At 47.8% G+C, this 25,302-nt stretch carries 17 protein-coding genes; 8 read left to right on the forward strand and 9 right to left on the reverse strand.

What is annotated here, in order from left to right; all coding sequences use genetic code 11:
• Positions 1-457: 457 nt before the first annotated feature.
• Both ettA and WBG78_RS10130 read left to right on the forward strand, forming a co-directional pair.
• The gene (gene ettA / locus WBG78_RS10125) at positions 458-2,140 is read left to right on the forward strand and encodes an energy-dependent translational throttle protein EttA (RefSeq protein WP_337326303.1); all 1,683 of its coding nucleotides are present in this window, start codon (positions 458-460) and stop codon (positions 2,138-2,140) included.
• Positions 2,141-2,207: 67 nt separating this feature from the next.
• Positions 2,208-2,576, forward strand: coding sequence for a DMT family protein (locus WBG78_RS10130; RefSeq protein ID WP_337326304.1), 369 nt, complete (start codon positions 2,208-2,210; stop codon positions 2,574-2,576).
• Positions 2,577-2,708: 132 nt separating this feature from the next.
• Here WBG78_RS10130 and WBG78_RS10135 read toward each other — a convergent pair whose 3' ends face one another.
• Positions 2,709-3,635, reverse strand: coding sequence for a lysophospholipid acyltransferase family protein (locus WBG78_RS10135; protein WP_337326305.1), 927 nt, complete (start codon positions 3,633-3,635; stop codon positions 2,709-2,711).
• A 46-nt stretch (positions 3,636-3,681) separates the two neighbouring features.
• Here WBG78_RS10135 and WBG78_RS10140 point away from each other — a divergent pair, with 46 nt between their 5' ends.
• The 4 genes from WBG78_RS10140 to WBG78_RS10155 all read left to right on the forward strand — a co-directional run bounded on the left by WBG78_RS10140 (position 3,682) and on the right by WBG78_RS10155 (position 11,648).
• On the forward strand, positions 3,682-4,185 hold the full coding sequence (locus WBG78_RS10140) for a SixA phosphatase family protein (protein WP_337326306.1): 504 nt from the start codon (positions 3,682-3,684) through the stop codon (positions 4,183-4,185).
• 96 nt (positions 4,186-4,281) lie between these two features.
• Positions 4,282-5,331 (forward strand): AhpC/TSA family protein, encoded by a 1,050-nt coding sequence (locus WBG78_RS10145; protein WP_337326307.1) that lies wholly within the window; start codon positions 4,282-4,284, stop codon positions 5,329-5,331.
• 365 nt (positions 5,332-5,696) lie between these two features.
• Positions 5,697-7,238 carry an arylsulfatase gene (locus WBG78_RS10150; protein WP_337326308.1) on the forward strand — a complete coding sequence of 514 codons (1,542 nt, stop codon included), beginning with the start codon at positions 5,697-5,699 and terminating at the stop codon, positions 7,236-7,238.
• 312 nt (positions 7,239-7,550) lie between these two features.
• On the forward strand, positions 7,551-11,648 hold the full coding sequence (locus WBG78_RS10155; protein ID WP_337326309.1) for a PA14 domain-containing protein: 4,098 nt from the start codon (positions 7,551-7,553) through the stop codon (positions 11,646-11,648).
• Between the two features lie 167 nt (positions 11,649-11,815).
• Here the strand turns inward: WBG78_RS10155 and WBG78_RS10160 are convergent, their stop codons facing one another.
• The 4 genes from WBG78_RS10160 to lon form a co-directional block, all read right to left on the reverse strand.
• Positions 11,816-12,883 (reverse strand): DUF4421 family protein, encoded by a 1,068-nt coding sequence (locus tag WBG78_RS10160; RefSeq protein ID WP_337326310.1) that lies wholly within the window; start codon positions 12,881-12,883, stop codon positions 11,816-11,818.
• Positions 12,883-14,283, reverse strand: a complete 1,401-nt coding sequence (hslU, locus tag WBG78_RS10165; RefSeq protein ID WP_337326311.1) for an ATP-dependent protease ATPase subunit HslU — start codon at positions 14,281-14,283, stop codon at positions 12,883-12,885. Before hslU ends, WBG78_RS10160 begins: the two co-directional genes overlap by 1 nt.
• A 5-nt stretch (positions 14,284-14,288) precedes the next feature.
• Entirely contained in the window at positions 14,289-15,290 is a 1,002-nt protein-coding gene (gene porQ / locus WBG78_RS10170) for a type IX secretion system protein PorQ (protein ID WP_337326312.1), read from the reverse strand.
• Between the two features lie 325 nt (positions 15,291-15,615).
• Positions 15,616-18,075, reverse strand: coding sequence for an endopeptidase La (gene lon, locus WBG78_RS10175; RefSeq protein ID WP_337326313.1), 2,460 nt, complete (start codon positions 18,073-18,075; stop codon positions 15,616-15,618).
• A 169-nt stretch (positions 18,076-18,244) separates the two neighbouring features.
• On the opposite strand from lon, the gene WBG78_RS10180 reads away from it, so the two are divergent.
• Positions 18,245-20,206, forward strand: coding sequence for an OmpA family protein (locus WBG78_RS10180; protein WP_337326314.1), 1,962 nt, complete (start codon positions 18,245-18,247; stop codon positions 20,204-20,206).
• Between the two features lie 306 nt (positions 20,207-20,512).
• Here the strand turns inward: WBG78_RS10180 and WBG78_RS10185 are convergent, their stop codons facing one another.
• The 4 genes from WBG78_RS10185 to WBG78_RS10200 form a co-directional block, all read right to left on the reverse strand.
• Positions 20,513-21,334: a DUF4097 family beta strand repeat-containing protein gene (locus WBG78_RS10185; protein ID WP_337326315.1), complete on the reverse strand. Its 822-nt coding sequence runs from the start codon at positions 21,332-21,334 to the stop codon at positions 20,513-20,515.
• A gap of 215 nt (positions 21,335-21,549) precedes the next feature.
• Positions 21,550-22,458 (reverse strand): hypothetical protein, encoded by a 909-nt coding sequence (locus WBG78_RS10190; RefSeq protein WP_337326316.1) that lies wholly within the window; start codon positions 22,456-22,458, stop codon positions 21,550-21,552.
• Positions 22,459-22,578: 120 nt separating this feature from the next.
• Positions 22,579-23,364, reverse strand: a complete 786-nt coding sequence (locus tag WBG78_RS10195; protein WP_337326317.1) for a HEAT repeat domain-containing protein — start codon at positions 23,362-23,364, stop codon at positions 22,579-22,581.
• A gap of 3 nt (positions 23,365-23,367) precedes the next feature.
• Positions 23,368-23,895 (reverse strand): RNA polymerase sigma factor, encoded by a 528-nt coding sequence (locus WBG78_RS10200; protein ID WP_337326318.1) that lies wholly within the window; start codon positions 23,893-23,895, stop codon positions 23,368-23,370.
• A gap of 186 nt (positions 23,896-24,081) precedes the next feature.
• On the opposite strand from WBG78_RS10200, the gene WBG78_RS10205 reads away from it, so the two are divergent.
• A complete protein-coding gene (locus tag WBG78_RS10205; protein ID WP_337326319.1) occupies positions 24,082-25,278 on the forward strand; it encodes a CHASE3 domain-containing protein in 1,197 nt (398 codons plus the stop codon).
• Positions 25,279-25,302 lie beyond the last annotated feature (24 nt).

A 25,302-nucleotide genomic window follows, 5' to 3' on the forward strand; every position in this document is an offset into this window, starting at 1 on the left:
CTTCTGTCGTATTATGGCGTTGCTCTCCAACTGACAAACAAAGCCCATTGAGGTGTCCTAATCAGCGAATTGAGATTCGTTTCTGCATTTCGATTGTCTAAACTCAGGATTCCGGCGGTTGTTTTTGACTTCTTAAATCATCAACTGATTCCCAATTCGGATATCTGCCTGCCATTGAAACCGCCTGCCTTTCGTCAATGTTGTCACAACGAGGTAAATCGCCAGGCATTGTAATGAGTCGCTGGGATTGGAGAGGCAAGGCATTGGAGACGCAAGGCGTTGGAGACGCAAGGTGTTGGAGACGCAAGGCATTGCGTCTCTACGCCCGGATGAAACAATGGCGATAACTTCCTATGTACCTTTAATGACGGCAAGGTTTTTTTACCATATTTGCGCCTTGACTTACAACGCCCGGCGCAGCCCAATCTGCTGTTGGGATATCAATTAATCATCAGCAATGGCAGACGAAAAGATCATTTTCTCGATGGCCGGGGTGAACAAGATTTACCCGCCCAGCAAGCAAGTTCTTAAGAATATCTATCTCTCATTTTTTTACGGCGCCAAGATCGGTGTGCTCGGTTTGAATGGTTCAGGAAAATCCAGTCTGCTGCGTATCATCGCCGGCATCGACAAGGAATTTCAGGGCGAAGTGGTTAGCGATTTGAGCTTCACGACCGGGCTTCTCGAACAGGAGCCTCAACTCGATAAGACTAAAACTGTCAGGGAAATTGTCGAAGAAGGAGCAAAAGAAGTCGTGGATCTGCTGAAAGAGTTTGAGGCGATCAACGAGAAATTTGCCGACCCTGCAGTAATGGAAGATCCTGATGCCATGGATAAGCTCATCACGAAGCAGGGTGAGATCCAGGAAAAGCTGGATGCCGCGAATGCCTGGGAACTGGATACTAAACTCGAGCGCGCGATGGACGCATTGCGTTGCCCTCCTCCTGATTCCAAAATTGAACACCTTTCTGGTGGTGAAAAGCGCCGCGTCGCTCTTTGCCGACTGTTATTGCAGGAGCCAGACGTGTTGTTACTTGATGAACCAACCAACCACCTCGATGCTGAGTCGGTGTACTGGCTCGAGCAACACCTCAAGCAGTATAAGGGTACCGTTATAGCCGTTACCCACGACCGGTATTTCCTCGACAATGTAGCAGGCTGGATCCTTGAACTCGATCGCGGTGAAGGCATTCCATGGAAAGGAAACTATTCATCATGGCTGGATCAAAAGCAAAAGCGTCTTGCGCAGGAAGAGAAGTCTGAATCGAAGCGTCAGAAAGCTCTCGAGCGCGAACTGGAATGGGTGAAGATGAATCCTAAGGGTCGTCACGCAAAAGGTAAAGCGCGCTTGAGTGCATACGAGAAGTTGTTAAGTCAGGAGACACGCGAGAAGGAAGAAAAGCTTGAACTGTTTATCCCGCCCGGACCTCGATTGGGAAATAAGGTAATTGAAGCCAAAGGTGTTGCAAAAGGTTATGGTGATAAGCTCCTGTATGAGAACCTTACCTTCTCACTGCCACCTGCAGGCATCGTTGGAATCATCGGTCCTAACGGGGCGGGTAAGACCACGTTGTTCAAAATGATCATCGGCAAGGAGCAGCCAAACGCCGGAAACTTTGAAGTTGGCGAGACTGTGAAAATTGCCTACGTGGATCAGGAACACGACGACCTTAAACCGGATGATACGGTATGGCAGGCAATAACGGGCGGCAATGAGTTGATAGAGCTTGGAGGCAAGCAGCAGAACTCAAGAGCCTACGTTGGCAAGTTCAATTTCAATGGCACTGATCAGCAGAAGAAGGTAAAGGAACTTTCAGGCGGTATGCGCAACAGGGTACATTTAGCCATCGCGTTGCGTCAGGGTGGCAACCTGTTGCTGCTTGATGAGCCTACCAACGACCTTGACGTAAATACATTGCGTGCACTAGAGGAAGCGTTGGAAAACTTCGGTGGCTGCGCGGTGATTATCTCTCACGACCGTTGGTTCCTCGATCGCGTTTGTACTCATATTCTCGCTTTCGAAGGCGATTCACAGGTGTTCTGGTTTGAAGGCGGCTTCTCTGAGTATGAGGAGAACAAGCGCAAGCGGTTAGGAGATGATCAGCCTCATCGGATCAAGTATAAGAAACTGGTGAAGTAATTTACAATTGATAATTGATAATTGACAATTATAAGGGCCCCTTACGGGGCCTTCTTATTCAATCTTTATGCGGTGGTTATATACAATTCTATTACTCATTCTGTCCAACACGTTCATGACTTTTGCGTGGTACGGCCACCTGAAGTTTAAAGACATGAAGTGGAGTGCTAACCTTGGGCTGGTTGCTGTGATATTCATCAGCTGGGGTATTGCGTTGTTCGAGTATATCCTTCAGGTGCCAGCGAATCGTTTGGGTTCGAAGGAATATGGCGGTCCCTATTCACTACTGCAGCTGAAGGTTATTCAGGAGGCGATCACGCTCGTTGTATTTGTTGCGTTTACATTGATTTTCTTTCGTGAGGAGAGCATCCGCTGGAATCACTTGATTGGAATGGTGTTCCTCATCCTTGCCGTGTTTTTTATGTTTAAGAAATAATCGGGATTGTGCAGGCGTCGTGGGTGTTGATCGAGAGGTGCGCAAGGGTTTGCGAATAGAGACGAAAGGCATGCGCCTTTCGTAGGGCCGTAAGGCATGCGCCTTACGAAGGAGACGCAAGGCATTGCGTCTCTACCGGATTTCCTGGCCGGGTTTGGTTTTCCAACGGTCGTGCATCCACACCCATTGATCCGGGTGCGCGCGAATCATGTTTTCGATAATGGTGGTAAGGACCTGGGTGTTATAGATCACGTCTGCTTCCTCATCTCCCGAGTCGCGCATGGGTACTTCGGGAAAGAATGACATGTGCTGCTTCCAATCTTCCCCGAGATAAATGGAAGTCGGAACCACTACAGCGCCTGTTTTCATAGCCAGGATCGTTGCCCCTACTGGTGTAGAAGCAGGCCTGCCAAAGAAGTCAACGAAACGACTCTTGACCTTCGTATCCTGATCGATAAGCAGTGCCACGCTGCCACCGGACTTTAGCACTTTAATTAGTCGGAATGTCTCTTTTCCCCTCTCGATAGCATTAGCCCCATACTTGTTCCGGTATTCCCACAACAGCTTGTTAAGGCGCTCATCCTTGATGGGAGTGCCTATGATGTTGGGGTTAAGTCCCCGCAGTGCCATATTCGTCACCTGGAGGTCGAATGCGCCTAGATGTCCCGTTATAAATACAATGCCCCTCTTCTTTGCAAGGGCATTTTCATAGATATCAAGATTGTGAGTAACAAGGAATTTCTCGACGTCAGCTAACGATTGAACTTTGGTGGCCCGCAGGATATCGCCTGCATTCCGTCCCATCATTTTGAACGTTTTTTTGGCCAACGCGCGGATTTGCTCATCATTAAGTTCTTTGCCAAAAGCGATGCCGATGTTCTTGATCATCAGATTCCTGGTTTGGGTTGCGAACGGGAATCCGAGGCTGGTAAGTCTTCCACAGAATTTCAGCCAGGCAACACGGGAAACGCTGTTCGAGATGGCGATTAAGAAACGCACCACTTGATAAAGGAGGTAGTACCGAACGCGCTTGAAGAAACTTTTTTTGTAGCCCGACATCGGCGCCAAAGATAAGATTTAGGATTTTGGAATTAAATTTAGTGCTGTGAAAACACTATATGTCATTCGCCACGCCAAATCCAGTTGGGACGTCAAAACGCTGGACGATATAGAGCGACCGTTGAACGAACGAGGGAAACGTGACGCGCCGCGCATGGCGAAGCGCCTTAAGGAAAAGGATATTCATCCCGATCTGCTGATTACAAGTTCGGCCAAACGGGCTACGTCCACTGCCAAAAGGATCGCCAAGGTCCTGAAGTATCCGAAGACGGACATTAAAATCATGGATAAGCTGTATCACGCGGACGAGGACATCATGCTCGACGTGTTAAACAAGCTTAAGGACAAACACAATGTTGTGTTCATGTTTGGTCACAATCCCGGGCTGACCGACTTTGTTAACTCGATCATGTCGGAGGAACTTGATATTGACAATGTCCCAACGTGTGGTGTAGTGGCATTTCAATTTCAGGCAGAACACTGGAACCAGGTTACCTGGGGAACAGGAAAGATGATGTTCTTCGACTATCCCAAGAGTCGTGAGGATTAATCGAACGCATATCCGCGTGTGTTTGTAGTTCGTGAGTAGAGACTACGTTGTTCTGAATATTACTATTCAGTTGAGTGATTGCTAAAGCAGTTGATCATGCTATTACTTTTTGTGGGTCCGTCAATTGCTCGCCGGTTCCCGATTATGCCGGTACTGCTGTTTCTCGTCACCGTGTGCCATGCTCAATCAAAAGAACCAGGGTTTAGAATTGATGGCATTGCGAAGGGAATGGCCGATAGTACGTTGTTATATCTTCAAATAAAGCGCGACAGTGGAGGCTATGAAGATTCTTCTTACGTATTAAACGAGCGTTTCAGCTTTTCCGGGAAGCTGAATGCGCCCGTTGAATATGCATTGATCCGAACGAGACCTCTCACCGACTATAAATTCGTCTGGCTTGAGAATACGTCGATGACGTTTAATGGTGAGAAGGGTTCTTTCAGGGAGGCGATACTGACCGGCTCTGCAACAGAGGACGAGGACCGCGCGCTGTACCTGTCGCTCGAAAAAGTCGATGAGTCAGACCGAGCGGATCGCAAAGCTGCGTATGTTTCCACTCATCCAGGATCTATCATCAGTGCACATCTTCTTTCCGTTTATGCAGCCACGTGGGGCAAGGAACGATCCTCAAAACTTTATGAAGGCCTATCGGCCGAAGTAAAAGAAACTCCGTACGGCAAGACTGTAGCACAATTTCTTTCATTAACAAAGGATCCAAAAGTTGGTGATCAGTACACCGATTTCACGCAGCCGGATATTAATGGCAAGCCTGTAAGCCTCTCCGATTTCAAAGGCAAGTTAGTACTATTGGAATTTTGGGGATCGTGGTGTGGTCCATGCAGAAAGTCCAATCCCGAACTGGTAAAAATCTATCACGAGTTTAGTGCGAAGGGATTCGCTGTTCTCGGTGTTGCGTCGGAAACGAACAGGAATGCCTGGATCAACGCGATTGAAAAAGACAAATTGCCCTGGACCAACGTTACAGAGTTAAAGGGTGATAAGAATAGTGCGGCCATTATCTATGCTATCTCCTACTATCCTTCGAACTTTCTTATCGATCAGTCAGGCACCATCATAGCGCGGGATATCACCGGCAATGAACTCAGGCGGATGTTGAAGAAGCATCTTGGCTCTAAACAAAAGTAGCGAGTCTGGTAAAGTGTGGGAAAGTCTGGAAGAAGTGTGGAGAAGTCCGATGTGAGTGCGGTAACAGTGGGGTGCGAGTGTGGTAAGAGTGCGGTCTGGGTGCGGTCCGGGAGCGGTAAAAGTGCGGTAAAACAGCGACGTGAGTGCGGACGAAGAGCGGAACAACAGGGGGAAAGACGGATGGCTGGTGCCTCTCTGGTGCCTCTCTGGTGAGGAGAAGTCTTGCCCACCGCAAGGCCACACGGCAGAGGTTCCAATCAAACAAGTTAAACGGAGGTTTCACCGTTAACTCTCTACTTTACCAGTCTGACATCTGGCGTTAGCTTTAATTGTTTTTATGTTAGTCTTCTCATAAACGTTGACTTATGAAAAGACCTTCTCTTTACTCAATCTGGACAATGCTCTGCGCGATCCTTTTCGCCGGCGTTCACGTTTTTGCACAGCAGAAAAAGCCGAATATCCTCGTCATCTTCGGCGATGATATTGGGCAATCGAACATCAGCGCGTACAGCCGCGGCCTGATGGGATTTACAACACCAAACATTGACAGGATTGGCAACGAAGGCGGAGTGTTTGTCACTTACTATGGGCAACAGAGTTGTACTGCGGGAAGGGCCGCATTTATTCTCGGTCAGTGTCCTTTCCGGACCGGGCTGACTAAGGTCGGATTGCCTGGAGCAACGGTTGGTCTACAGAAAGAAGATCCAACTATTGCTGAGTTCTTGAAGCCGCTCGGCTATAACACCGGACAGTTCGGAAAGAACCACCTTGGAGACCGGGACGAGTTTCTTCCCACTAAGCATGGGTTTGATGAGTTCTTTGGCAACCTCTATCACCTCAATGCCGAGGAGGAGCCTGAGAACGAAGATTATCCAAAGGATCCAGCGTTCCGTAAACAATTCGGACCGCGCGGTGTGATAAAGTCTACTGCGGATGGCAAGATCGAAGACACAGGTCCGCTGACCAAGAAGCGCATGGAAACTGTGGATGAAGAATTCCTTGCTGCTGCGAAAGGCTTCATCGATCGAAGCGTGAAAGGGAACAAGCCCTTCTTCTGCTGGTTCAACGCAACGCGTATGCACATCTTCACCCACCTGAAGCCCGCATCACACGGAAAGACCGGACTCGGTACTCAGGCTGATGGGATGACGGAGCACGACCTGATGGTTGGTGACCTTCTCAAGCTATTGGATGATTTAAAAATTGCAGATAATACCATCGTTATCTATACAACTGATAACGGTGCCATGAAAAATCAATGGCCGGATGGAGGTTCTTCTCCGTTCCGTTCAGAGAAAGATACAGGTTGGGAAGGTGCCGTTCGAGTTCCTGCTTTGATCAGGTGGCCGGGAAAGATCAAACCTGGAAGTAACTACACTGAATTGTTTTCTGCTGAAGACTGGCTGGTAACGCTGGTTGCTGCTGCGGGTGGTGATCCTAACCTCCGAGAGAATGCGAAAAAGGGAGTTACTGCCGGTGGCAAGTCTTTCAAAGTGCATCTTGACGGATACAACCAGCTGGATTACCTCACGGGCAAAACCAATAAGAGTGCGCGACCAGAGTATTTCTATTTCAGCGATGATGGTGACTTGCTTGCTTACCGGGACGAGCGATTCAAATATCACTTTGAAGTTCAGCTTGAGACCGGTATGAAGGTATGGCGATATCCGCTAACGCCATTACGTGCTCCTGTGATGATTGATTTGAAATCGGACCCATACGAGTATTCATGGGACAACTCGGCCTATTGGGAAAAGTGGGCGATGGAGCATACCTATCTCGTTTTGCCGGCTGTGGCTAAAGTCAGCGCTTACCTGCAGACATATAAAGAATTTCCACCGCGTCAGCGGCCAGCGAGTTTCTCGGTTGATCAGGTGATTCAGAAGCTGGAGGCGAGCAGTAAATAGTATTGATCAGTCCGCGGTGTAAATGGCCGCGGACTGATGTTATTCGAGATATGAAGATCGACTTCAGCCGGTCGAAAACACTTTGCTTGTGACTTTTTGCCTGAGCCGGATTTCGACAGGTAAAAAGACCATTCCAGATGTCAAAAACGGGTCCGAATCTGCCCCGCTTCATCTGCATTTTTTACAAGTGTTACCGATGCCATTGCAGTTGGTCGAAAGTTGGCGCGCACGGTATTTCATTTTGGGATTAAAGCGTTAGCTTTATTGGATTTTTTGGACCCCATTTTCTGTAATTTTTATCCCTCTTAGAGTATGAACCTGTCGTTACGGGAGTTCAGCGGTAGACGCGAAGGAAGTTTTGGAAGATTTGCTGGCGGATCAATACAAGTAACACCTGTGCGATTGGTCATGATTCTCGTTGGGTTGCTTTTGTCTTTTGAAGGCATATCGCAGACCACTACTCAAACATTTCCACCTGGCACGTCCACATTTACTGTGCCTGCTGGGGTGACACTCATCACTGTAGAAGTTTGGGGCGGAGGAGGAGCTGGCGGAGGTAATACAACGGCAAATGACGGTGCCGGAGGAGGAGGAGGAGGGGGATATAGTAGATCAGTCTTCAACAACGTTTCTGCTGGTAATTCATGGTCTGTTCAGGTCGGCACTGGAGGGACAGGTGGCACTGGTGTCGGCGGCAGTGGAATAGCCTCTTCATTTGGTTTGGGTACGGCACAAGAAGTTGTTGCTAACGGGGGAAATGGCGGAAATCCTCCAGTGAGCGGGAACGGTGGTGTGGGAGGTAATGGCGCGACTGCCGGGACTGGCCAATTCACTTCAACAGGAGGAAGTGGCGGGACTGGCCGCGACAATAATACAGGAAGAGGCGGTGGAGGTGGATCATCAGGTGGTTCGGCAGCCAACGGAGTTGGAGGAGGCAACGGTGGTGGTGCAGGTGCCGGAGCGGGAGGGACAGCACCAACCGGCGGAGGTAACGGGGCCGGTGGAGGGCTGGAAGGCGCCAATGGGAGCAATGCTACTCAAGTTGGTGGTGGAGGCGGAGGATCTGGAGATAATACGGGTACCAATCGCACTGGTGGCAACGGTGGCCCTGGTCAAATAGTAGTTACGTACTATTTACCGCAGACATTTTATAGTAGGCAGGACGGCAATTGGAACAACCTCGGTACTTGGTCACTCACAAACCACACAACCACGAATGCTCCGACTACGCTACCAACTTCTGTTGATGTAGTCCTCATAGGTGGACAGGACGACGTTACAATTCCGCAGGGTTACAATGCAGCAGCAGCGTCAGTTACAATTTCTGATGACAATACGACATCCTGTAACTTATTTATTGGTGATGGCACGGCCACAGACGCAGCCGCAACCGTTACAGTTAGCGGTGATGTATCCGTCAACAATAACGGCCTTATCAGGGTTGGCGGCACATCGAATACAGCTGCCCGGACATCAAGTCTTGCCGCAGTAAACATGACGCTAAATGGAACCAGTACCTTTACTATTGGTAATGATGGAAATGTCACCAATGCAGCTACCATTTCGGGTAACCTGACTTTGAACTCAGGAACCAGCTTAACCGGAGGTGGCAATAATGGATCAACCAACAACCTGAACTTACAGGGAAACCTTATTAACAACGGGACATTGGCTTTTAATAATGCATTCACGGATGTCCACAATTTTAATTTCACGAATACAGGAAGTATTACTGGCAGCGCCACTTCTGCCACTCTCTATAATGTTAACGTAACGGGAGGGATAAGGACGTTCGGAAATAATTCGAATGCACGTGCCTACACAGTAAATAACGATTTAACCATTAGCACAGGAGCAACGTTACAATCTGGTAATACAGGCGCAATAGCGCATACTATAAGTCTGGCTGGCAATCTTTCTAATGACGGAACGCTTGATCTAACCGTAAATACGCCTACTAACCAGCTGTTTTCTTTTATTAACAACACGTCCGCAAAAAGTATAAGTGGATCAGGGGTATTTACACTGCGCAATGTTACGTTTCAAAAAAGTGGAGCAACACCCAATGTCACGGTAAATGCAACCACGAATATTACAATCGTTGGAGTACTAGATTTCGCTTCCAATGGTCTTCTTATAGTAGGAGCAAACAGTAATATTGTTCTGGGCGCAGCGGCTACAATTACCAGCTATTCCAACAATCGCTACATCCAACTGGATGGAACTTCAGGAACAACCAGCCAGTTAATAAAAACGAGTGATGGCACTGTAGCATCCTGGCGAATTTTATATCCTATTGGAACGGCCACTGGCGGATATACTCCGCTGGACCTGAGTTCTTCCACCATCACAAACAATCCCACGGCAGGCAGCACCCTTGCTGTGAAGGCTGTTTATGCATCCGGCGTGCCCGGTCAATTGAGGCGGACCTTCCGACTGACAGTAAACGGTAACGCAGCCGGCACCACGTTAACCAATGGCCGTTTCAATTATAATTCAACAACGGATGTATCCGGCAGTGACAATATAGCCACGTACACTACGGTGTGGTTTAAGGCCAATTCCGGGAACTGGACAACCGTTACAGGGGCAGCGCCTGGCACTGGTCCGAATTACTATTTCTCGGCAACCGGGACAGCGCAGGCACTGAGTAGTGGCACTTATTATTATACGATAGGAACTTCTACGGTGCAATGCACACTGGGAGATCAGGACGAGTATGGTATTAATTCGTGGATCGGACATGTGTACGACGGTGCAAACAACTATGCAAGTGCGAGCTACCTCGGCCGGATGACCGAGACACAAAATTTCGATGAGAGCTTCGGTGGCGACAATGTGAATTTCCCATTTGGAACCGGCTGTCAGGTCAACACGGAGACATTCACCGTTCGGTTTCGCATGACCATTACCATATCGGCTGCCGACTGTGGGTTGTATCCTATTACGATCGGTGGAGACGACGGGATAAGATTATCCATTGACGGAGGAGCAAGTTATGTGATGAACACTTTGTATAGCGACCACGCTTATACGGAAGCAACACAAGCCATCTATTTCGCTGCGGGCACATACAATCTTGTACTTGATTATTACGAGAACCAAACGAACAACCGCGTCAGTTTCAAGATGGGCGTAAACGGTGGCCTTGTCACCGGTGATCAGACCCTCTGCGGGGCGACGGTTAACCCTGCCGCCTTCACAAGCGTTACAGACGCAGGCAATTGTAGCAACGGTGCCAATTCTCCTGCTTATCAGTGGCAATCCTCGCCAATTGCCGACTTCTCGGCATCAGTTACCAACCTTCCAGGTGCAACAAGCGCGGCCTATGATCCTCCGTCACAAGCTGCAGCAGGCACAGTTTATTATCGGCGTAGTGCCACATTTACAGCGCCCGCTGTTACATTATATTCGAACACTATCACCGTAATAATGGAAGCGCCTTCCGGCGATCAGACCACAGCAGGCACCAACACCTGGATCGGCTACGTCTACGATGGCGCGCAGAACTTCACAACAAATTATCTTGGATCCGTCACCGAGAGCCAGACTTTCAACGAGACTTTCTGCGGCGCCAACTGTATTCAACTAACCAGCGGCTGCCGGTTCCAAACAGAAACATTCACTGTCCGGTACAGAATGACATTCAATCCTGCTACCAGCGGCAACTACACATTCACGATTGGCGGCGACGACGGCGTGCGTTTGAGTGTCAATGGTACCACTGTTATCAACGGTTGGGCCGATCAAGGCTACACGCAGTATAGCTCTACCGCTGCTGTTTTTAATGCCGGAACTAACTATAATCTGATACTGGAATACTACGAAAATGGTGGCGATAATCGGGTGAGCTTTTCATTCACATCGACTCCCCTACCCGTAACCTGGTCCTTCCTCGACGGCTATCACACCGAAGGCAACAACATAGTTGAATGGAAAACCGCGAGTGAAAAGAACAACTCCGGCTTTGTCATTGAGCGCAGCATGAACGGTACAGCATTCGACAGCATTGGATTTGTTGCTGGTAACGGAACCAGCCTGACACCACATTCATACCAGTTTACCGATGCGTCACCGGGCCTGGGCTGGAACTACTACCGACTGAAACAGATCGATTACGACAAAGCGTTCGAATACTCTAAGATCATTCCGGTGTACGCGGATTCGGGCAAGAAGCCAAACATCTACCCCAATCCTGCCTCATCGAGCCTTTATATCTCACATACAGGAACACATCCTGCCTCAGAAGCGTATTTGTCGAACGCGACGACCGGACAGACCATTCCTTTAGTGCGCGACGAAAAGCAACCCGCCCGCTATGCGCTAGATGGAATTCAAGCGGGCACGTACATAGTTTCGTTTACGATTGATGGAAGGCGGTACAATGAGAAGGTAGTGGTAGTGAAATAGTCTTTAGTATTTAGTCCTGAGTCTTGAGTATTGGTTTTTAGTATTTATAGTTGCTAGTTTGATGCAAAGAACTTCTACCTACTACAGTTACTAAAAACCAATACTCAGGACTCAGGACTAACGACTCAGGACTAACATCGCAGGACTAGCCGAGGGCTAACGCCCTCTCAATTCCCGATTCCAAAAGCTTCCGGTATCTCTGTCACCCGTCTTTTCAGGAGACCGAATTCTTTCAGTCTGAATCCAAAGAGTATTTTCAACGTGCCTGTCGACGATCGCAGCCGTACTGATTCAAACCGCGCAGTGGTGGACTGACCGCCATAGCTGATTCCTGCAAAAAAGCGATCACCATTATACCCCATGGCTATACGCGCCACATAAAACGAATTGAACTTAACATCCTTGGCTTCGCTTCCGTCTACGGATTTGTATAGAATCCAGTTTGCTGCCGGCCCCAGCGCGAACACGCCATTGATGAAGAGGCCTGTCCGATGTATCAGACTATAAGTATATCCCGGTGCTGCTCCGAGATGAGTGGATCGTATCTCCATAATTTTCGCATCCGAGCCAAACTGCGATTGATATTCGGGTCCCAGCAATGCAGAGTCGCCACGTGTTTTAAATCCATTGAGAGAACCAAACAACAGGAACGATCCGGAACTCTTCAACTGACGTTCAGTGAAGTTATAAGCGGACCGCAATGAGAATTTCTTGTTATTGAAAGTATAGCTTAGAGTTCCGTAAATGTTGCGCGTGTAAATATCGGGGCGTTGTGGGAAAGGCGTCCCTTGTGCGACAGGATTGGAAGGATCAACGATATAAAAGCCCTCGTATTTTTGACGGTAAAGATCCAGTCCCCATTTCTTACCGAACATATTTACCTGAAAATCGCGTGCACGGGACTCACCATAAATTTCTTCGCTGTGTGAACTTACCGGAAGTGAACCGGTAAGTTCCAGTACAACCTCAAACATGTAAACACCCAATCCCAGTGAGTACGGGCGGTTGGGTCTATATATCAATCGCGCATCTCTGGTTTCAACATCTTCGATACGAAACTCGAGCTGGCGCTGTTTAAAGACAGGCCAGATAAAAAAGTGATCGGGAAATGATTGTATATATATCGAACGCGTAGAGTCGTACGCACTGGGTGCATGAGATTCCACCTGAACATCGCCCTGCGCGATAGCACGTACTGCGGCAACCAATAAAATGATTGCTAGTCCAATCCGCATTACAGAATATATTCGCTTAAATCCCTGTTCTTCACCAGGCCAACAAGCTTCGACTTCACCATTTCGGCGTCGATCGTCACTTTTGAATTGGCTGCGATCTTATCCGGCACATCGAACAAGAGTTCGTTCAATAGTTTGCTCATCACTGTGTGCAGGCGTCGCGCACCGATGTTCTCGATCTCCGCGTTTACTTCAGTCGCTGTTACAGCGATCTGCTCGATCGAGTCGTCCGTAAACTCAACCTCTACACCTTCCGCCTCAAACAAGGCCTGATATTGTTTTGTCAGTGCGTTCTTAGGTTCCTTGAGAATGCGTACAAAATCTTCACGCGTGAGGTTGTTGAGCTCAACGCGAATCGGGAAACGTCCCTGTAACTCTGGGATAAGATCCGATGGCTTTGAAATATGAAAAGCACCTGCAGCAATGAACAGGACGTGGTCCGTTTTAATCACTCCATGTTTTGTGCTCACCGTACTACCTTCGACGATTGGCAACAGGTCGCGTTGAACACCCTCACGGCTGACGTCAGGGCCGCCCCCACCCTTCTTGTTTCCCGAGGCAATCTTGTCAATCTCATCGATAAATATGATACCCGATTGTTCTGCGTGGCGGATCGCCTCCTCCTTCACTTCGTCCATGTCGATCAACTTAGCGGCCTCCTCTTCCATAAGAATATGACGGGCCTCAGCTACGGTCACCTTCCTTTTTTTACTCTTCTTCGGCATCATGCCGTTGATCATTTCCTGGAGGTTCATCATCGACACCTCATCCATCATGCCGGCGCCGATCATTCCGACATTAGACCCACCGTTGCCCTTGATGTTGATGTCGATCTTACGATCGTCCATTTCACCCTTACGGATCTTTTCGCGGAAGTGATTCCGGGTACGTTCGTTCAGTTCTGCATCAGATGCGGGTATCTCGTCTGTGTTTTCGGAAGAAAAGCCTGGCACTCGCGGAGACTGAGACTGCTGACGCAACGGCGGAATTAATGCGTCGAGTATGATATCTTCCACTGACACAGCCGCCTTCTCTTTCACCTCTTCTTTCTTTCGGGCCTTCACCATGTTGACTGCCTGTTCAACCAGGTCACGCACCATACTTTCGACGTCACGTCCCACATATCCGACCTCCGTAAATTTCGAAGCTTCCACTTTAACAAAGGGAGCATCCGCGATCTTGGCAAGCCGACGTGCAATTTCTGTTTTTCCAACGCCTGTGGCTCCGATCATTAATATGTTGTTAGGGACGATCTCCGATTGGATATCGCGCTTCACATGCATCCTGCGCCAGCGATTACGAAGAGCTATCGCCACATTGCGTTTGGCTTCGTACTGGCCTATTATGTATTTATCCAATTCAGCAACAATCTGCTTTGGTGTCAAATATTTGTCATCCATAAAAATTACCTCCGTCTCAAAAGTTTATTCATATTCTGCGATAGCGACAATGCATATCCCGCTTGTCCGGCAACAAAAGCACTGCGACTAAATGTAAATTCGAACGAACGAATATGCACTGAGAAGCCAAATGTGATGCCGGCACCGCCACCGCCATTATTTAATTTCAATTCCTGATGCATGCCGTGGTTGTAACCTACCAGCAGGTCCACGTTTCGATGCAACAAAACCTCGGCCGCAAAATTAAGATGTCGCAGCACTTGATCAAACGTCGATGGCCTTGACGCGTTTGATGCGGAATCATAATACGCTTCCGGATCAGTCAAACGCCAGGCCGTAATTGAAAACCGTACTGGCAGGTGCTCAGGTTTAAATGTGGTGCCCAATTGAACATTTAAAGGAAGTCTCGTATCACTCGTGCCTGAGTAATCAGACATCATAAATCCGAGATTTGTAACGGACATCCCAATCGTGAGCCTTCGGTTAGGATGGATAAAGAGCCCTCCCACATTGACAAGCGCCGCACTCGCCCTGAAACCTGCAAGATTTGAGAAGGCAAAAGTGGTCGTCACCCCGAGGCGAAAATTTCCCAGCTGATGCGATTTGCTGATCGTAATTGCCGACTCCCCTGCCTTGAAGTCTCCAATTTCATTCCCTGACGCATCATAGCTTTTTATCGTTCCATAGCTGAGATGTTGAACACCAAACGACACCGCTCCTACCCTGTCAAAGTTGTGAACATATTTTACTGATGAGTTTCCGATTCCGGCAACATAGAACTGATAGTTTACAGCTGCTACGCCACCGAGGCTGTCGCTATTTAATGCAGGATTAAACTGAACGAAATTGACATCGCGATCAGATAGCGACACGTTGATGTTTCCGAGGGCTGATAACCGGGCGGCTGAAGGGACCTGCAAAAATTCGAACGATTTTCTAACCACGTTCTGTGCCAGGGCTGATGAAGAGCTGCAAATCAACACATAAATCCAAAGCGCATTCCGCATGCGTGCCGTTGATGACCAATCCTTTCAAAACTAAGGATTTCATCTGTCTAATTCTTTTATTCTGTTGAGAATCTTATAGCTGAATCGTGCCGCTCAGCTGTGAGAATGATAGTACCGATGGAATGTAAATGCTTAGTTTTTGCCCCGGGTCTGACCTTTGATGATGAACATTTCAAGTGATAATATATTCCTTTTTGTTGAAAAGATGCGTGCAGACGCCGGTAGCATTGTCAAAGAGTTCGATAACAGTAATGGCGATTTCATGTGTCCAAATTGTTATTGAGATCACATGAAACCGCCACAAATTTGTTAGGGATAAGCGAAGTTAACCGTTGACCTTCTGCTCAGAAAGATTGAACGTCATCGGGTTGTCGATCTTGTCCTTTAGCAAAGCAATTTTCAACACTTCGTCGACATCTGACACATAATGGAATGTCAGTCCTTTGAGATAGTTCTTTTCAATCTCATCGATATCGCGCTTGTTCTTCGCGCTAAGGATAATTTCTTTGATACCGCTGCGCTTCGCAGCCAGGATCTTCTCCTTGATACCTCCAACCGGAAGCACCTTACCACGAAGCGTAATCTCTCCTGTCATGGCGAGCTTCGACTTCACCTTTCGCTGAGTATATATCGAAGCGAGTGATGTAAACATCGTTATGCCTGCTGAGGGTCCGTCTTTGGGAACTGCCCCTGCCGGCACGTGGATGTGTAAGTCATATTGTTGAAATACGCGATGATCTATTTCCAGACGTCCAGCATTTGACTTGAGGTACGAAAGTGCAGCAACCGCTGATTCTTTCATCACGTCGCCCAGTTGTCCGGAAATCGTTAATCCACCTTTGCCTTTGCTCAGGCTTGACTCCACGAAAAGAATTTCGCCACCGACCTGGGTCCATGCAAGGCCGGTTACAACACCTGCAATGTCATTGCCCTGATACAATTCTTCATCGAATATCTCGGCGCCTAACACTTTGCGTACCGTTTCCTCGGTGATGAGTTTATCAAACTCTTCCTCCATCGCTACCGACTTGGCAATACTTCTTACCACCGTACCGATCTTACGCTCCAGAGTACGAACGCCAGACTCGCGCGTATAACTATTAATAATACGGGCGATTGCCGGCCTGGATATTTTTATCTGCGATGCCTTTAGTCCATGTTCCTTCAGCTGTTTAGGGAACAGGTGCTTCACAGCGATCTCAACTTTTTCTTCCTGCGTGTAACCTGTGATCTCAATGATTTCCATTCGATCGCGCAAAGCAGGATGTATGGTATCCAAAGAGTTTGCCGTGGCTACGAACAATACCTTCGAAAGATCGTATTCGACTTCGAGGTAGTTATCTCCAAATGTGCTGTTCTGTTCGGGATCAAGAACTTCAAGCAACGCCGAAGAAGGGTCGCCTCTGAAGTCAGACTTCACTTTGTCGATCTCGTCAAGAATGAAAACCGGGTTGGACGACTGTGCTTTCTTAATGTTTTGCAAGATCTTACCCGGCATGGCCCCGACATAGGTCTTTCTGTGCCCTCTTATCTCGGCTTCGTCGTGAACGCCACCCAGAGACATGCGCACATATTTCCTTTGCAACGCCTTGGCTATTGATCGGCCGAGCGAAGTCTTTCCAACACCGGGAGGTCCGTACAAACAAAGGATAGGGCCGCGCATGTCGCGCTTCAGCTTCAGCACGGCAAGATATTCCAGGATCCTCGTCTTCACCTTGGTAAGTCCAAAGTGATCCTGGTCCAGGATTTTCTTTGCACGCTTCAGATCAAAGTCGTCGACGGTATAATCTTCCCATGGCATGTCGAGCATGAACTCAACATAGTTCATAGCTACCGGATACTCGGCAGCCATCGGGTTAATGCGTAGTAACTTATCAAGTTCTTTATTGAAATGCGCAGCTGCAGCCACAGGCCACTTCTTGGATTCGGCGCGCTTACGAAGTTTTTCAACTTCCTTGTCAGGGCCATCATAACCCAACTCGTCTTGCAGTACTTTGATCTGTTGCCTGAGGAAGTAGTCGCGCTGCTGTTGGTCTATATCAGTGTGAACTTTCTTCTGGATCTCGTTCTTGATCTCCAGCATCTGAATGTCCTTCAGCATGTATTGAAGCAAGAGCGTTCCCCGGTCGTTAAGTCCTTTTGTCTCGAGGATCTTTTGCTTATCAACAACCTCTACATTCAGGTTAGAAGCGAGGAAGTGCACCAGGAAAGACATGCTGGTAATGTTGTCGAGTGCGACCTGCGCCTCGATCGGTATTTCAGGATTGAGTTTCAGTATTTTTGTCGCTGCATCTTTCAGCGACTGAATCAACGCCTGCGTTTCCTTGCTGTTCGTATTTGTGGGCGGCTCGTGCTGGAGTTCTATCTGAGCTGTCAGATAAGGCTCCTCCTGAACAAACTCTTTCACGACAAACCGGCTCTTTCCCTGGATGATGATCGTTGTATTTCCATCGGGAAGCACAAGCATCTTGATAATGCGCGCGATCGTTCCTGTGCGATAAAGATCATCAACAGATGGTTCTTCCGCCTGAGGATTCTTCTGCGCGACTACACCGATTATCCGGTTTCCCTGGTATGCCTTCTTTACCAACTTAATGGACTTCTGGCGACCGACGGTGATGGGTATAACAACACCGGGAAACAGGACAGTATTCTTAATCGGAAGGATGGACAATTCTGCCGGAAGATCCTCCGGCTTGATATCTGAATCTTGTTCAGGGTTTATCAGTTGGATGAGGTCATCCGACTCCTCCTGTACAAGTTGTATGGGCAATGCTTTAAACATGTATGGATAGTGACAAACTGACGTTATTCCGAGTCAAGTAACCCGGATTTTATCAGGTCTGCCAGATAGGACAATAGTAGTGCCAAGAGAGTTGTAAAAGAAGCAAATTTGTTTCAACTTTAACGTTGGCGTGACTTTTAGCAACGGAGGTTTAGTGAAATCCTATTTTTTGATCCTGATTCCGGCTTTTTGCCTGATGATGCACGCTCCCCTGAAGGCCCAGAAACCAGGAAAAAAGTACAAACGGGCTGGAGCTATTCAACTGGACGATAGCCTGACAACATACAGCCAATCTGACATTTTTTTGTTCCCAAATGTGAACAAAACACTGTTCTATAGCGACCGTGCAAAGCTCGATCGAATCCGTAAGCTCATACGGGCCGGCGACGATCAGCAGGCGTACACTGACCTGCGTGCATATGTAAAGAATTTCGGTCCCGATAATTTTTCCATCGATTCCCAACTTCTCTGGGACCTTGCAAAATTGTCGCGGCGATATGGTCCTCCGGGCGAAGCAGTACTGCTGTACAAACTCATTCTTAAACACTTCCAAAAGACCAGTGATCAGACGCGGTCAAAGAAAGTTTACGACTCACTAACAAAGGACGACGTAGACCTTTACGTTCCATTAAAAGAGTATTACGAACTCGTTGCATATCGTAAAGAGATCGACACACTTCGTCCGCCTGCCGGAGTATTGCTTAACATGGGTGAGATGATCAATTCCAATAAGGAAGACTACGGTCCAACCATCGGGAATGTTGATAATATCCTGCTGTTCACATCAAAGCGTAACAAGCATGCAGATCCGATGAACAAGAGTTACAACGAAGATCTGTTCTTCACCATTCGACAGGATAGTCTTTGGGAATTTGCTGAGGAGTTTAAGAATGTCAATACACCCTACAACGAAGGTTCGGCCTGTCTCAGCACAGACGGCAAGCAACTTTTTTTTGCACGATGTAATTCTCCCAACTCAATGGGCAACTGCGACATCTTTGTCTCGCAGCTGAAAGCGGATAGTACCTGGGGTACTGCCAGAAATCTGGGAGCCGCCGTTAACTCTGCGGGATGGGATTCACAACCGTCACTCTCTCATACAGGCGACACCCTGTTCTTTGCATCTGATCGCATTGGTGGTTTTGGCATGTCGGACATCTATTACAGCGTGAAAGGCAGTGACGGTCAGTGGCAGAAAGCTCAAAACCTCGGTCCTATTGTTAACACACGCGGCTTCGAAGTAAGTCCCTTCTTTCATCACAGCCACAATGTCCTGTACTTTAGCTCGAACGGTCAGCCGTTGACATTTGGTGACTTCGACATCTATAAATCAAACAAACGAACCTACGCCTGGGATGAGCCGAAGAACATTGGTCCGTTGGTAAATGGTTCCGGAAGTGAATACTACTTCACCATCGATTCTGAGTCGCGCAATCTTTACTATGCGCGTTCTTCCAGCAACGATATTGAAAACCTCGACTTGTTTTCTTTTCCGGTTCCTATGGAAGCACAGCCAACAGCAGTCGCGAAACTTCATGGCTCACTGATTAATTCAGAGACAAAGAAACCGTTTACTGGTATCGTGTCTGTAATTGATCTTGACCGCGGCGTCGAGGTTGCTCCAAAGTTCCTTCGTGAGAATGGTTCGTTTGATTTTCAGCTAATCAACAAACGCAACTATCTCCTGGTAATTCAGGGTGATGATTTCTTTCGCATTGAAGAACTGTTCTTTATGGATGGCGACATGGAGATCAACAGGGAAGCTGATCCTATCGAAAGTCATATTGCCTTCAAGACGCTCGAGTTTGAGAACGGCAAGGCCAACATACTTCCGGCCATGCACGAAGACTTATCGAAGCTTGCCAACTTTCTCATAGACCATCCTTCATTCAAACTTCAAATATCAGGACACACTGATTCACAGGGAAAAGAAGACGCAAACCTCCGGCTCTCGGCAGCCCGCGCCGATGCCATCAGGGCTTATCTGATTAAAGAATTTAAGATCGATGGTGACCGTATCACCGCCCACGGCTACGGTAGTTCAAAGCCAATTGTTGAAGAGCGGACGGATGAGGACAGGAAGTTGAATAGAAGGGTGGAGTTTGAGATAGCAAGGGAGAATAAGAATTGATAATTGACAATTGATAATTGATAATTTTGGAGGGCCTTTCGGCCCTTTTTTAAATCAGATTGTCTGAAGGTTTTGTCAAGGCGTTACGTATAATGACAAGGTTGGCGTCGTGCATCCAGATAGTACAAACAAAGGTTTGATACAATCAATACAAGGGATATTGCGAAGAAGCGGGAAGGTTTAGAATAATAATAGCCAACGGGCGGCACCTATGAAAACAACGCAACCGCGCTTAAAAATAAACGGCCCCAAACGGGGCCGTCTCCAATTATCAATTATCAATTGTCAATTATCAATTCTCCTCCGTTACTTGCGCCTGATAAAGATGTCACCGTTGTAGTTCTTTATCGTGAGCTCCGGGCCGCCGCCGTTAATATCACCGCGCTTCCATTCATCGACGATAACTTTGTAAACACCTGCGTCCGTTTTCTTTTGCTGGACAGGGCCAGTGTTTTTGAATGCTACGTCGAAGTCGGAAAAGATGTCTCCTTGTTCGGTCTTCATCTTCAGAGAAGCCTTATGTGTGGCGGGTAATGCTATGTCAATGTCGCCATTATAGGTGGAGTAAGACATGGGTGTGCCTGCTGTCACTTTGTCGAAGGTTACTTTGATGTCACCATTATATGTAGTAGCCATCACTGAACCGCTGATGTTTGTGGCAGTAATTTCGCCGTTGTAGTTGGTGAGCACAGTCTCGCCCTGAATGTTCGAGATCACCAGATCGCCGTCGTTATAGGTTTTCACATCAAGATCAATTCCCGATGGCACCTCTACTTCAAGCATGAGTTTCTTGTTCCATGAGTTGGAGGAAACCTTCACGTTGTTGTCGCTCTCTGCGACTTCAAAGTCGATACCGCCACTGCCTATTTTTTTCAAGCCATTCTTGGTACTCTCTTTGGAATCCTCACCGTCGTCTGCTGCTTTATAGCGAACCAGTATGTCCTTGCGTGCCGTACCTTTCACGCTGATCGAGCCGTAGTTGATGTGCGCCTTCAGCTTACCGCGTTTCGCAGGATCGCTAAGTGGTACGGTGAACTCGTTCGAATTCTGCGCCAGGGTGTCAAATGCTATCGTAGTCAGGGCCGTGATGACGAGGATAATCGTTGTAATTAAAGTCTGCTTTTTCATATTCATTTCCATTTTCCAATCAGCCCCATCGTTCCCGATAAAGCCTCCGTTAATACTGTGTTTTACTTATGAAGTGTTAGTGTTTTACTACTTTGTTTGTTGTGCTGCGAAGGTCATTTGCGTCCCAGGTAAGCATGTGGTCTTCGCGTTTCCTGTTTATTCTTGTTTTGTACTTTGTTCAGTGCTTCTGCTCATTGTGTTACTGCGGAGCTTAGCTACTGGTTTGTTCTTTCCTTCAGATATACATTGCCATTGAAAGTCTCAAAGTCGAGCATTGCGGCACCGCCACTTCCGATTCGATATCGGTTGCCATTCACTTTGTACTTTAGTCCCTTACTCGTTGATTCCTTCTCAATAGCCGTAGGTAGATTTTCGAGGTTGGTCACGTTTGTATAAAAGTCACCATTAAAACTCTCGAAGCTCATGTTTGCTGCAAGTCCTTTTTGAAACCAGGCATTGATATCACCATTGAGGCTGTAGAACCGGCAGTCCTTTTTAGGGTTTGAAGTATATTCAATGTCGACATCTCCGTTGATGGTGCTTGCACTTGACTCGCGCATCAGGTCTGTGAGTTTAATGCTGCCGTTAACATTGTCTGCTCTCACTACCCCGCGGGTTTTACTGACAGAGATGTTTCCGTTGTTTACCGTGCCGGCCTCGACGTGAACATTGTAGGGGACCTTCACTACAAAATCCATTTTGTAATCAAAGTCCAGTCGGCAGTTGCACCCGTTGTTACAATTTCCACAGCACCAGTCGTATCCAAAGTTTCCTTTATAATGGTTGTTTGACTTACTGTTTTTCCTGCCAAAGGTAACGGCCGCTCCCTCTACGTACAGCACTACCGTATCGGCAAGGTCAATAACGCCGAGTTGTATTTGCTGCTTTCCCTTTTCGAGGCGTTCAGTTGTTTTAGCGGTTACCGTCTTTTCGACTTCCACGCGGATTTCACTTCCTTCGTAGCCTTCAACCCTTACGTTGCCGTTGATATTGGCAATGATGACGGCATTTGACTCAGAGGCCTTTTCAAACTTAAGTGTCTTGCTGATCTTCTCTGTATAAGATTGAGCATATAGTGGTGCCGTTGCGACCATGAAGGACATGATCATCCCAATGAGTTTCATGTGTTAGTATTTTATTTGTTTAGAGACATCTGGAATCGTCGGGCAAACTTTCATTCCTGTGAGGAACTACCTGCATGACGATTTCATATTGATATCGGCTTGTGTTTACAGGTGCACACGTTACGACAACACTTCAATGCTTTCCTGGATTTTCTTCTTCACTTCGTTAGGCGTATTGTCATCGTGAACGATCTTTTGCAGCTCCTTCACTGATGATTTGGCCTGCATGGCCGCCATCAATTCCGCCAGCGCAATCTGCACTAGTGGCGAGTCCTGTTTGGTAATAGATCGTATCAGTGCTTCGCGCACCTCGCCTTGCTGGGCATATTGCCGTAGTGCATCCAGTGCTGCGAGTCGCACGTTCACATTCTCGTCGTTGTTCAGAGTCTGAAGAAGAGCCGTTGTTACTTTCTTGCTCGCCTGGTCCATTTCCTCCGTGAGGCTTACTGCCTTCAGTCGTTCGGTGGGTGATTCTTTCTCCAGCATGGTCAGCATCATCATCTCCTTCATATCGCTGACTTCCTCGGTCAAACCCTTGATGGTCTCCTGGTCCGAGTTTCGCAGAAACATTCCCCCTGCTACCCCGAGCATAAGCAATACTGAAGCAAATGACAGCTTCGGTATGAGCCCTTCAGCAGAGAATAATGACTTCCATGAAAACAACGTGGAAGGGCGGGATCTGGACTTTTCAGTTTGCAGCATCGCGTGAAACTTGTCATCGAGCGACATTGAAGGCACTGGCGTTTCCAGCGACTCAATCCCTTCTTCTATTGCATGCAGTTCAACCAGATCAGAAATGTCTATGATTCCGCGTTCAATTAATTGCTCGATCTCACGAAGCTCCGAAGGGTCGGCGGTCATCGCGTTATACTTGGCAATCAGTTCCTGTATTCTTTCTACTTCCATAAATCACATGTGCTTCTCCAGCTGTTTATATACGGCCTTGAGATCCTGCAGCGCCCGGAACACTTTTACTTTCACCGCGCCCTCTGTACATCCCAACATATCGCCAATCTCTTTGTACTTCTTATCCTGATATTTGCTCATCAGCAACAACTCTCTTTTTTCTTCAGGCAACCTGTCCATGGCCATGGAAAGGAGTTGCAGTTCCTCGTCCTTCTGAATACTTGTTACCCGGTCATTGTCATCACGAATGTGATCCTCCCAGTCTTCGATCGGGTCTTTATGCCTGATCTTGTTCTTCTTGAAGTTGTCGTGACTCACGTTCCTCGCGATGTGAAACATCCAGGTCTTGAAGTCACCGTCGCCTCTGAACAGGTACCGATACTTGAGGATCCTGAAAAACACGTTCTGAACCAGGTCCTCTGCCAGCTCTCCGTCCTTGCTCATGTTATAAAAGAAGCCATACAATGGCCGCTTATAGCGTTCAAAGAGCAGGCCCAGCCTGTCCAGATCACCGTCTTTTACCTTGAGCATCAAGGCATTGTCTGACAATTGTTCCAATCTCTCCCTTTGTTTTTCAAGTTGGTAAACCTCGGTATCCCCTCATGGTTACAAAATAAAGTTAAAATTTCCTTCACATTCGTGAGCGTCCTGCTGGTCCGTATTCCCGCGCCGGTTTCGATTGATTGTTGCCTCAAAAAAAGCTAGTTTAACCAACCCATGAAGACTAACCGCGTTGCCAACCTGCTCGTTGCCTCCATCCTGCTGGCGTTGGTCAGCGCCGTGGTTAAGTACATCAATGTTTCGGAAAAGAAGCAATACATGGCCCTCATCAACCGGGCTTACGAGATCATCAGGCATTCAACGGAACTCGAATTCTTGCTGACCGATGCGGAGAACTGTGAACGGGCGTTTTTGTTAAAGGGCGACACTTCGGACCTGACCACTTACCGTCATGAGGTGGCATTCGTGCAGCATACTTATGACACCCTATTGCGTTTGGTTTCTGACAATGCGTCGGAGACGGCACTACTGCAAACTCACATCAAGCCCCATATAGAACGCTTCACCAGCCTTTCAGCAAAACTAATTTATGAGGGGTCTCAATCGGTTTCCTCAGAGACGTTCAATCTCCGTGACGACACGACCCGGAACGAGTTAAAGAGTTTGAAGGCGGAACTTCAGGGCCTGGTGAATGAAGAGGATGCTCTGCTGAAGTCAAGGGCCGCAAGCCTTAAGCAAATCACCACCATCAACGATATCTTTCATTATTCTTCTTTCGCCATGATCTGCATTATCTCCGGCCTCGCACTGAAGGCATTGCTGGACAAGGAAAAGAAGAATCAGGAGCTACTGGCATCGCTTCATGATGCCAACAAACACCTTGAGGAGAATGTGCAGGAACGCACGCTCGAACTGGAGAGGAAATCCAACCTTGCCGAAAAGCTCAATCGCGATCTTCAGGATAATTTTGAGGAGCTGCAATCATTTTACGAGACGCTCCATAATTCGAGCAAGAAGGCGGAAGACACACTCCGCGAAATGCGCGATTTATATGAAAACGCTCCAACGGGTTATCACTCTCTTGATGCTTCCGGTCTGATCGTACGGATGAACCAGACCGAGCTCAACTGGTTGGGCTACACGCATGATGAGGTCGTTGGAAAAATGCATATCACAAGTGTGCTGGCACCCGAGGAGCACTCCGAATACCGCGAGAACTTCGCCTCTTTTTTGAGACAGGGCTACGTCCGTAACCTTCGGCATACCTTTGTTCGAAAGGATGGCTCGCGTTTGAAGATACTTCTTAACGCAACGGCCATATATGATAATCGCGGAAAGTATGTGATGAGTCGTGGTGTGTCGTACCTGCTTAACAACACTTCAGAATTAACGGAACCAGACAAACATCTGTAAACTCACGTTCCAGTATCTATATCA

The sequence above is a fragment of the Chryseolinea sp. T2 genome (assembly GCF_037203685.1).
In the GTDB taxonomy this organism is placed as follows: domain Bacteria; phylum Bacteroidota; class Bacteroidia; order Cytophagales; family Cyclobacteriaceae; genus Chryseolinea.

Bases quoted from the DNA above. Each gene is read 5' to 3' on its own strand.
- WBG78_RS10150 (WP_337326308.1), top strand. From the start codon at position 5,697: ATGAAAAGACCTTCTCTTTACTCAATCTGGACAATGCTCTGCGCGATC.
- WBG78_RS10190 (WP_337326316.1), bottom strand. From the start codon at position 22,458: ATGAAACTCATTGGGATGATCATGTCCTTCATGGTCGCAACGGCACCA.
- WBG78_RS10155 (WP_337326309.1), top strand. From the start codon at position 7,551: ATGAACCTGTCGTTACGGGAGTTCAGCGGTAGACGCGAAGGAAGTTTT.
- WBG78_RS10130 (WP_337326304.1), top strand. From the start codon at position 2,208: ATGCGGTGGTTATATACAATTCTATTACTCATTCTGTCCAACACGTTC.
- WBG78_RS10135 (WP_337326305.1), bottom strand. From the start codon at position 3,635: ATGTCGGGCTACAAAAAAAGTTTCTTCAAGCGCGTTCGGTACTACCTC.
- hslU (WP_337326311.1), bottom strand. From the start codon at position 14,283: ATGGATGACAAATATTTGACACCAAAGCAGATTGTTGCTGAATTGGAT.
- WBG78_RS10160 (WP_337326310.1), bottom strand. From the start codon at position 12,883: ATGCGGATTGGACTAGCAATCATTTTATTGGTTGCCGCAGTACGTGCT.
- lon (WP_337326313.1), bottom strand. From the start codon at position 18,075: ATGTTTAAAGCATTGCCCATACAACTTGTACAGGAGGAGTCGGATGAC.
- ettA (WP_337326303.1), top strand. From the start codon at position 458: ATGGCAGACGAAAAGATCATTTTCTCGATGGCCGGGGTGAACAAGATT.
- WBG78_RS10205 (WP_337326319.1), top strand. From the start codon at position 24,082: ATGAAGACTAACCGCGTTGCCAACCTGCTCGTTGCCTCCATCCTGCTG.
- WBG78_RS10185 (WP_337326315.1), bottom strand. From the start codon at position 21,334: ATGAAAAAGCAGACTTTAATTACAACGATTATCCTCGTCATCACGGCC.
- WBG78_RS10195 (WP_337326317.1), bottom strand. From the start codon at position 23,364: ATGGAAGTAGAAAGAATACAGGAACTGATTGCCAAGTATAACGCGATG.
- WBG78_RS10145 (WP_337326307.1), top strand. From the start codon at position 4,282: ATGCTATTACTTTTTGTGGGTCCGTCAATTGCTCGCCGGTTCCCGATT.
- porQ (WP_337326312.1), bottom strand. From the start codon at position 15,290: ATGCGGAATGCGCTTTGGATTTATGTGTTGATTTGCAGCTCTTCATCA.
- WBG78_RS10200 (WP_337326318.1), bottom strand. From the start codon at position 23,895: ATGCTCAAGGTAAAAGACGGTGATCTGGACAGGCTGGGCCTGCTCTTT.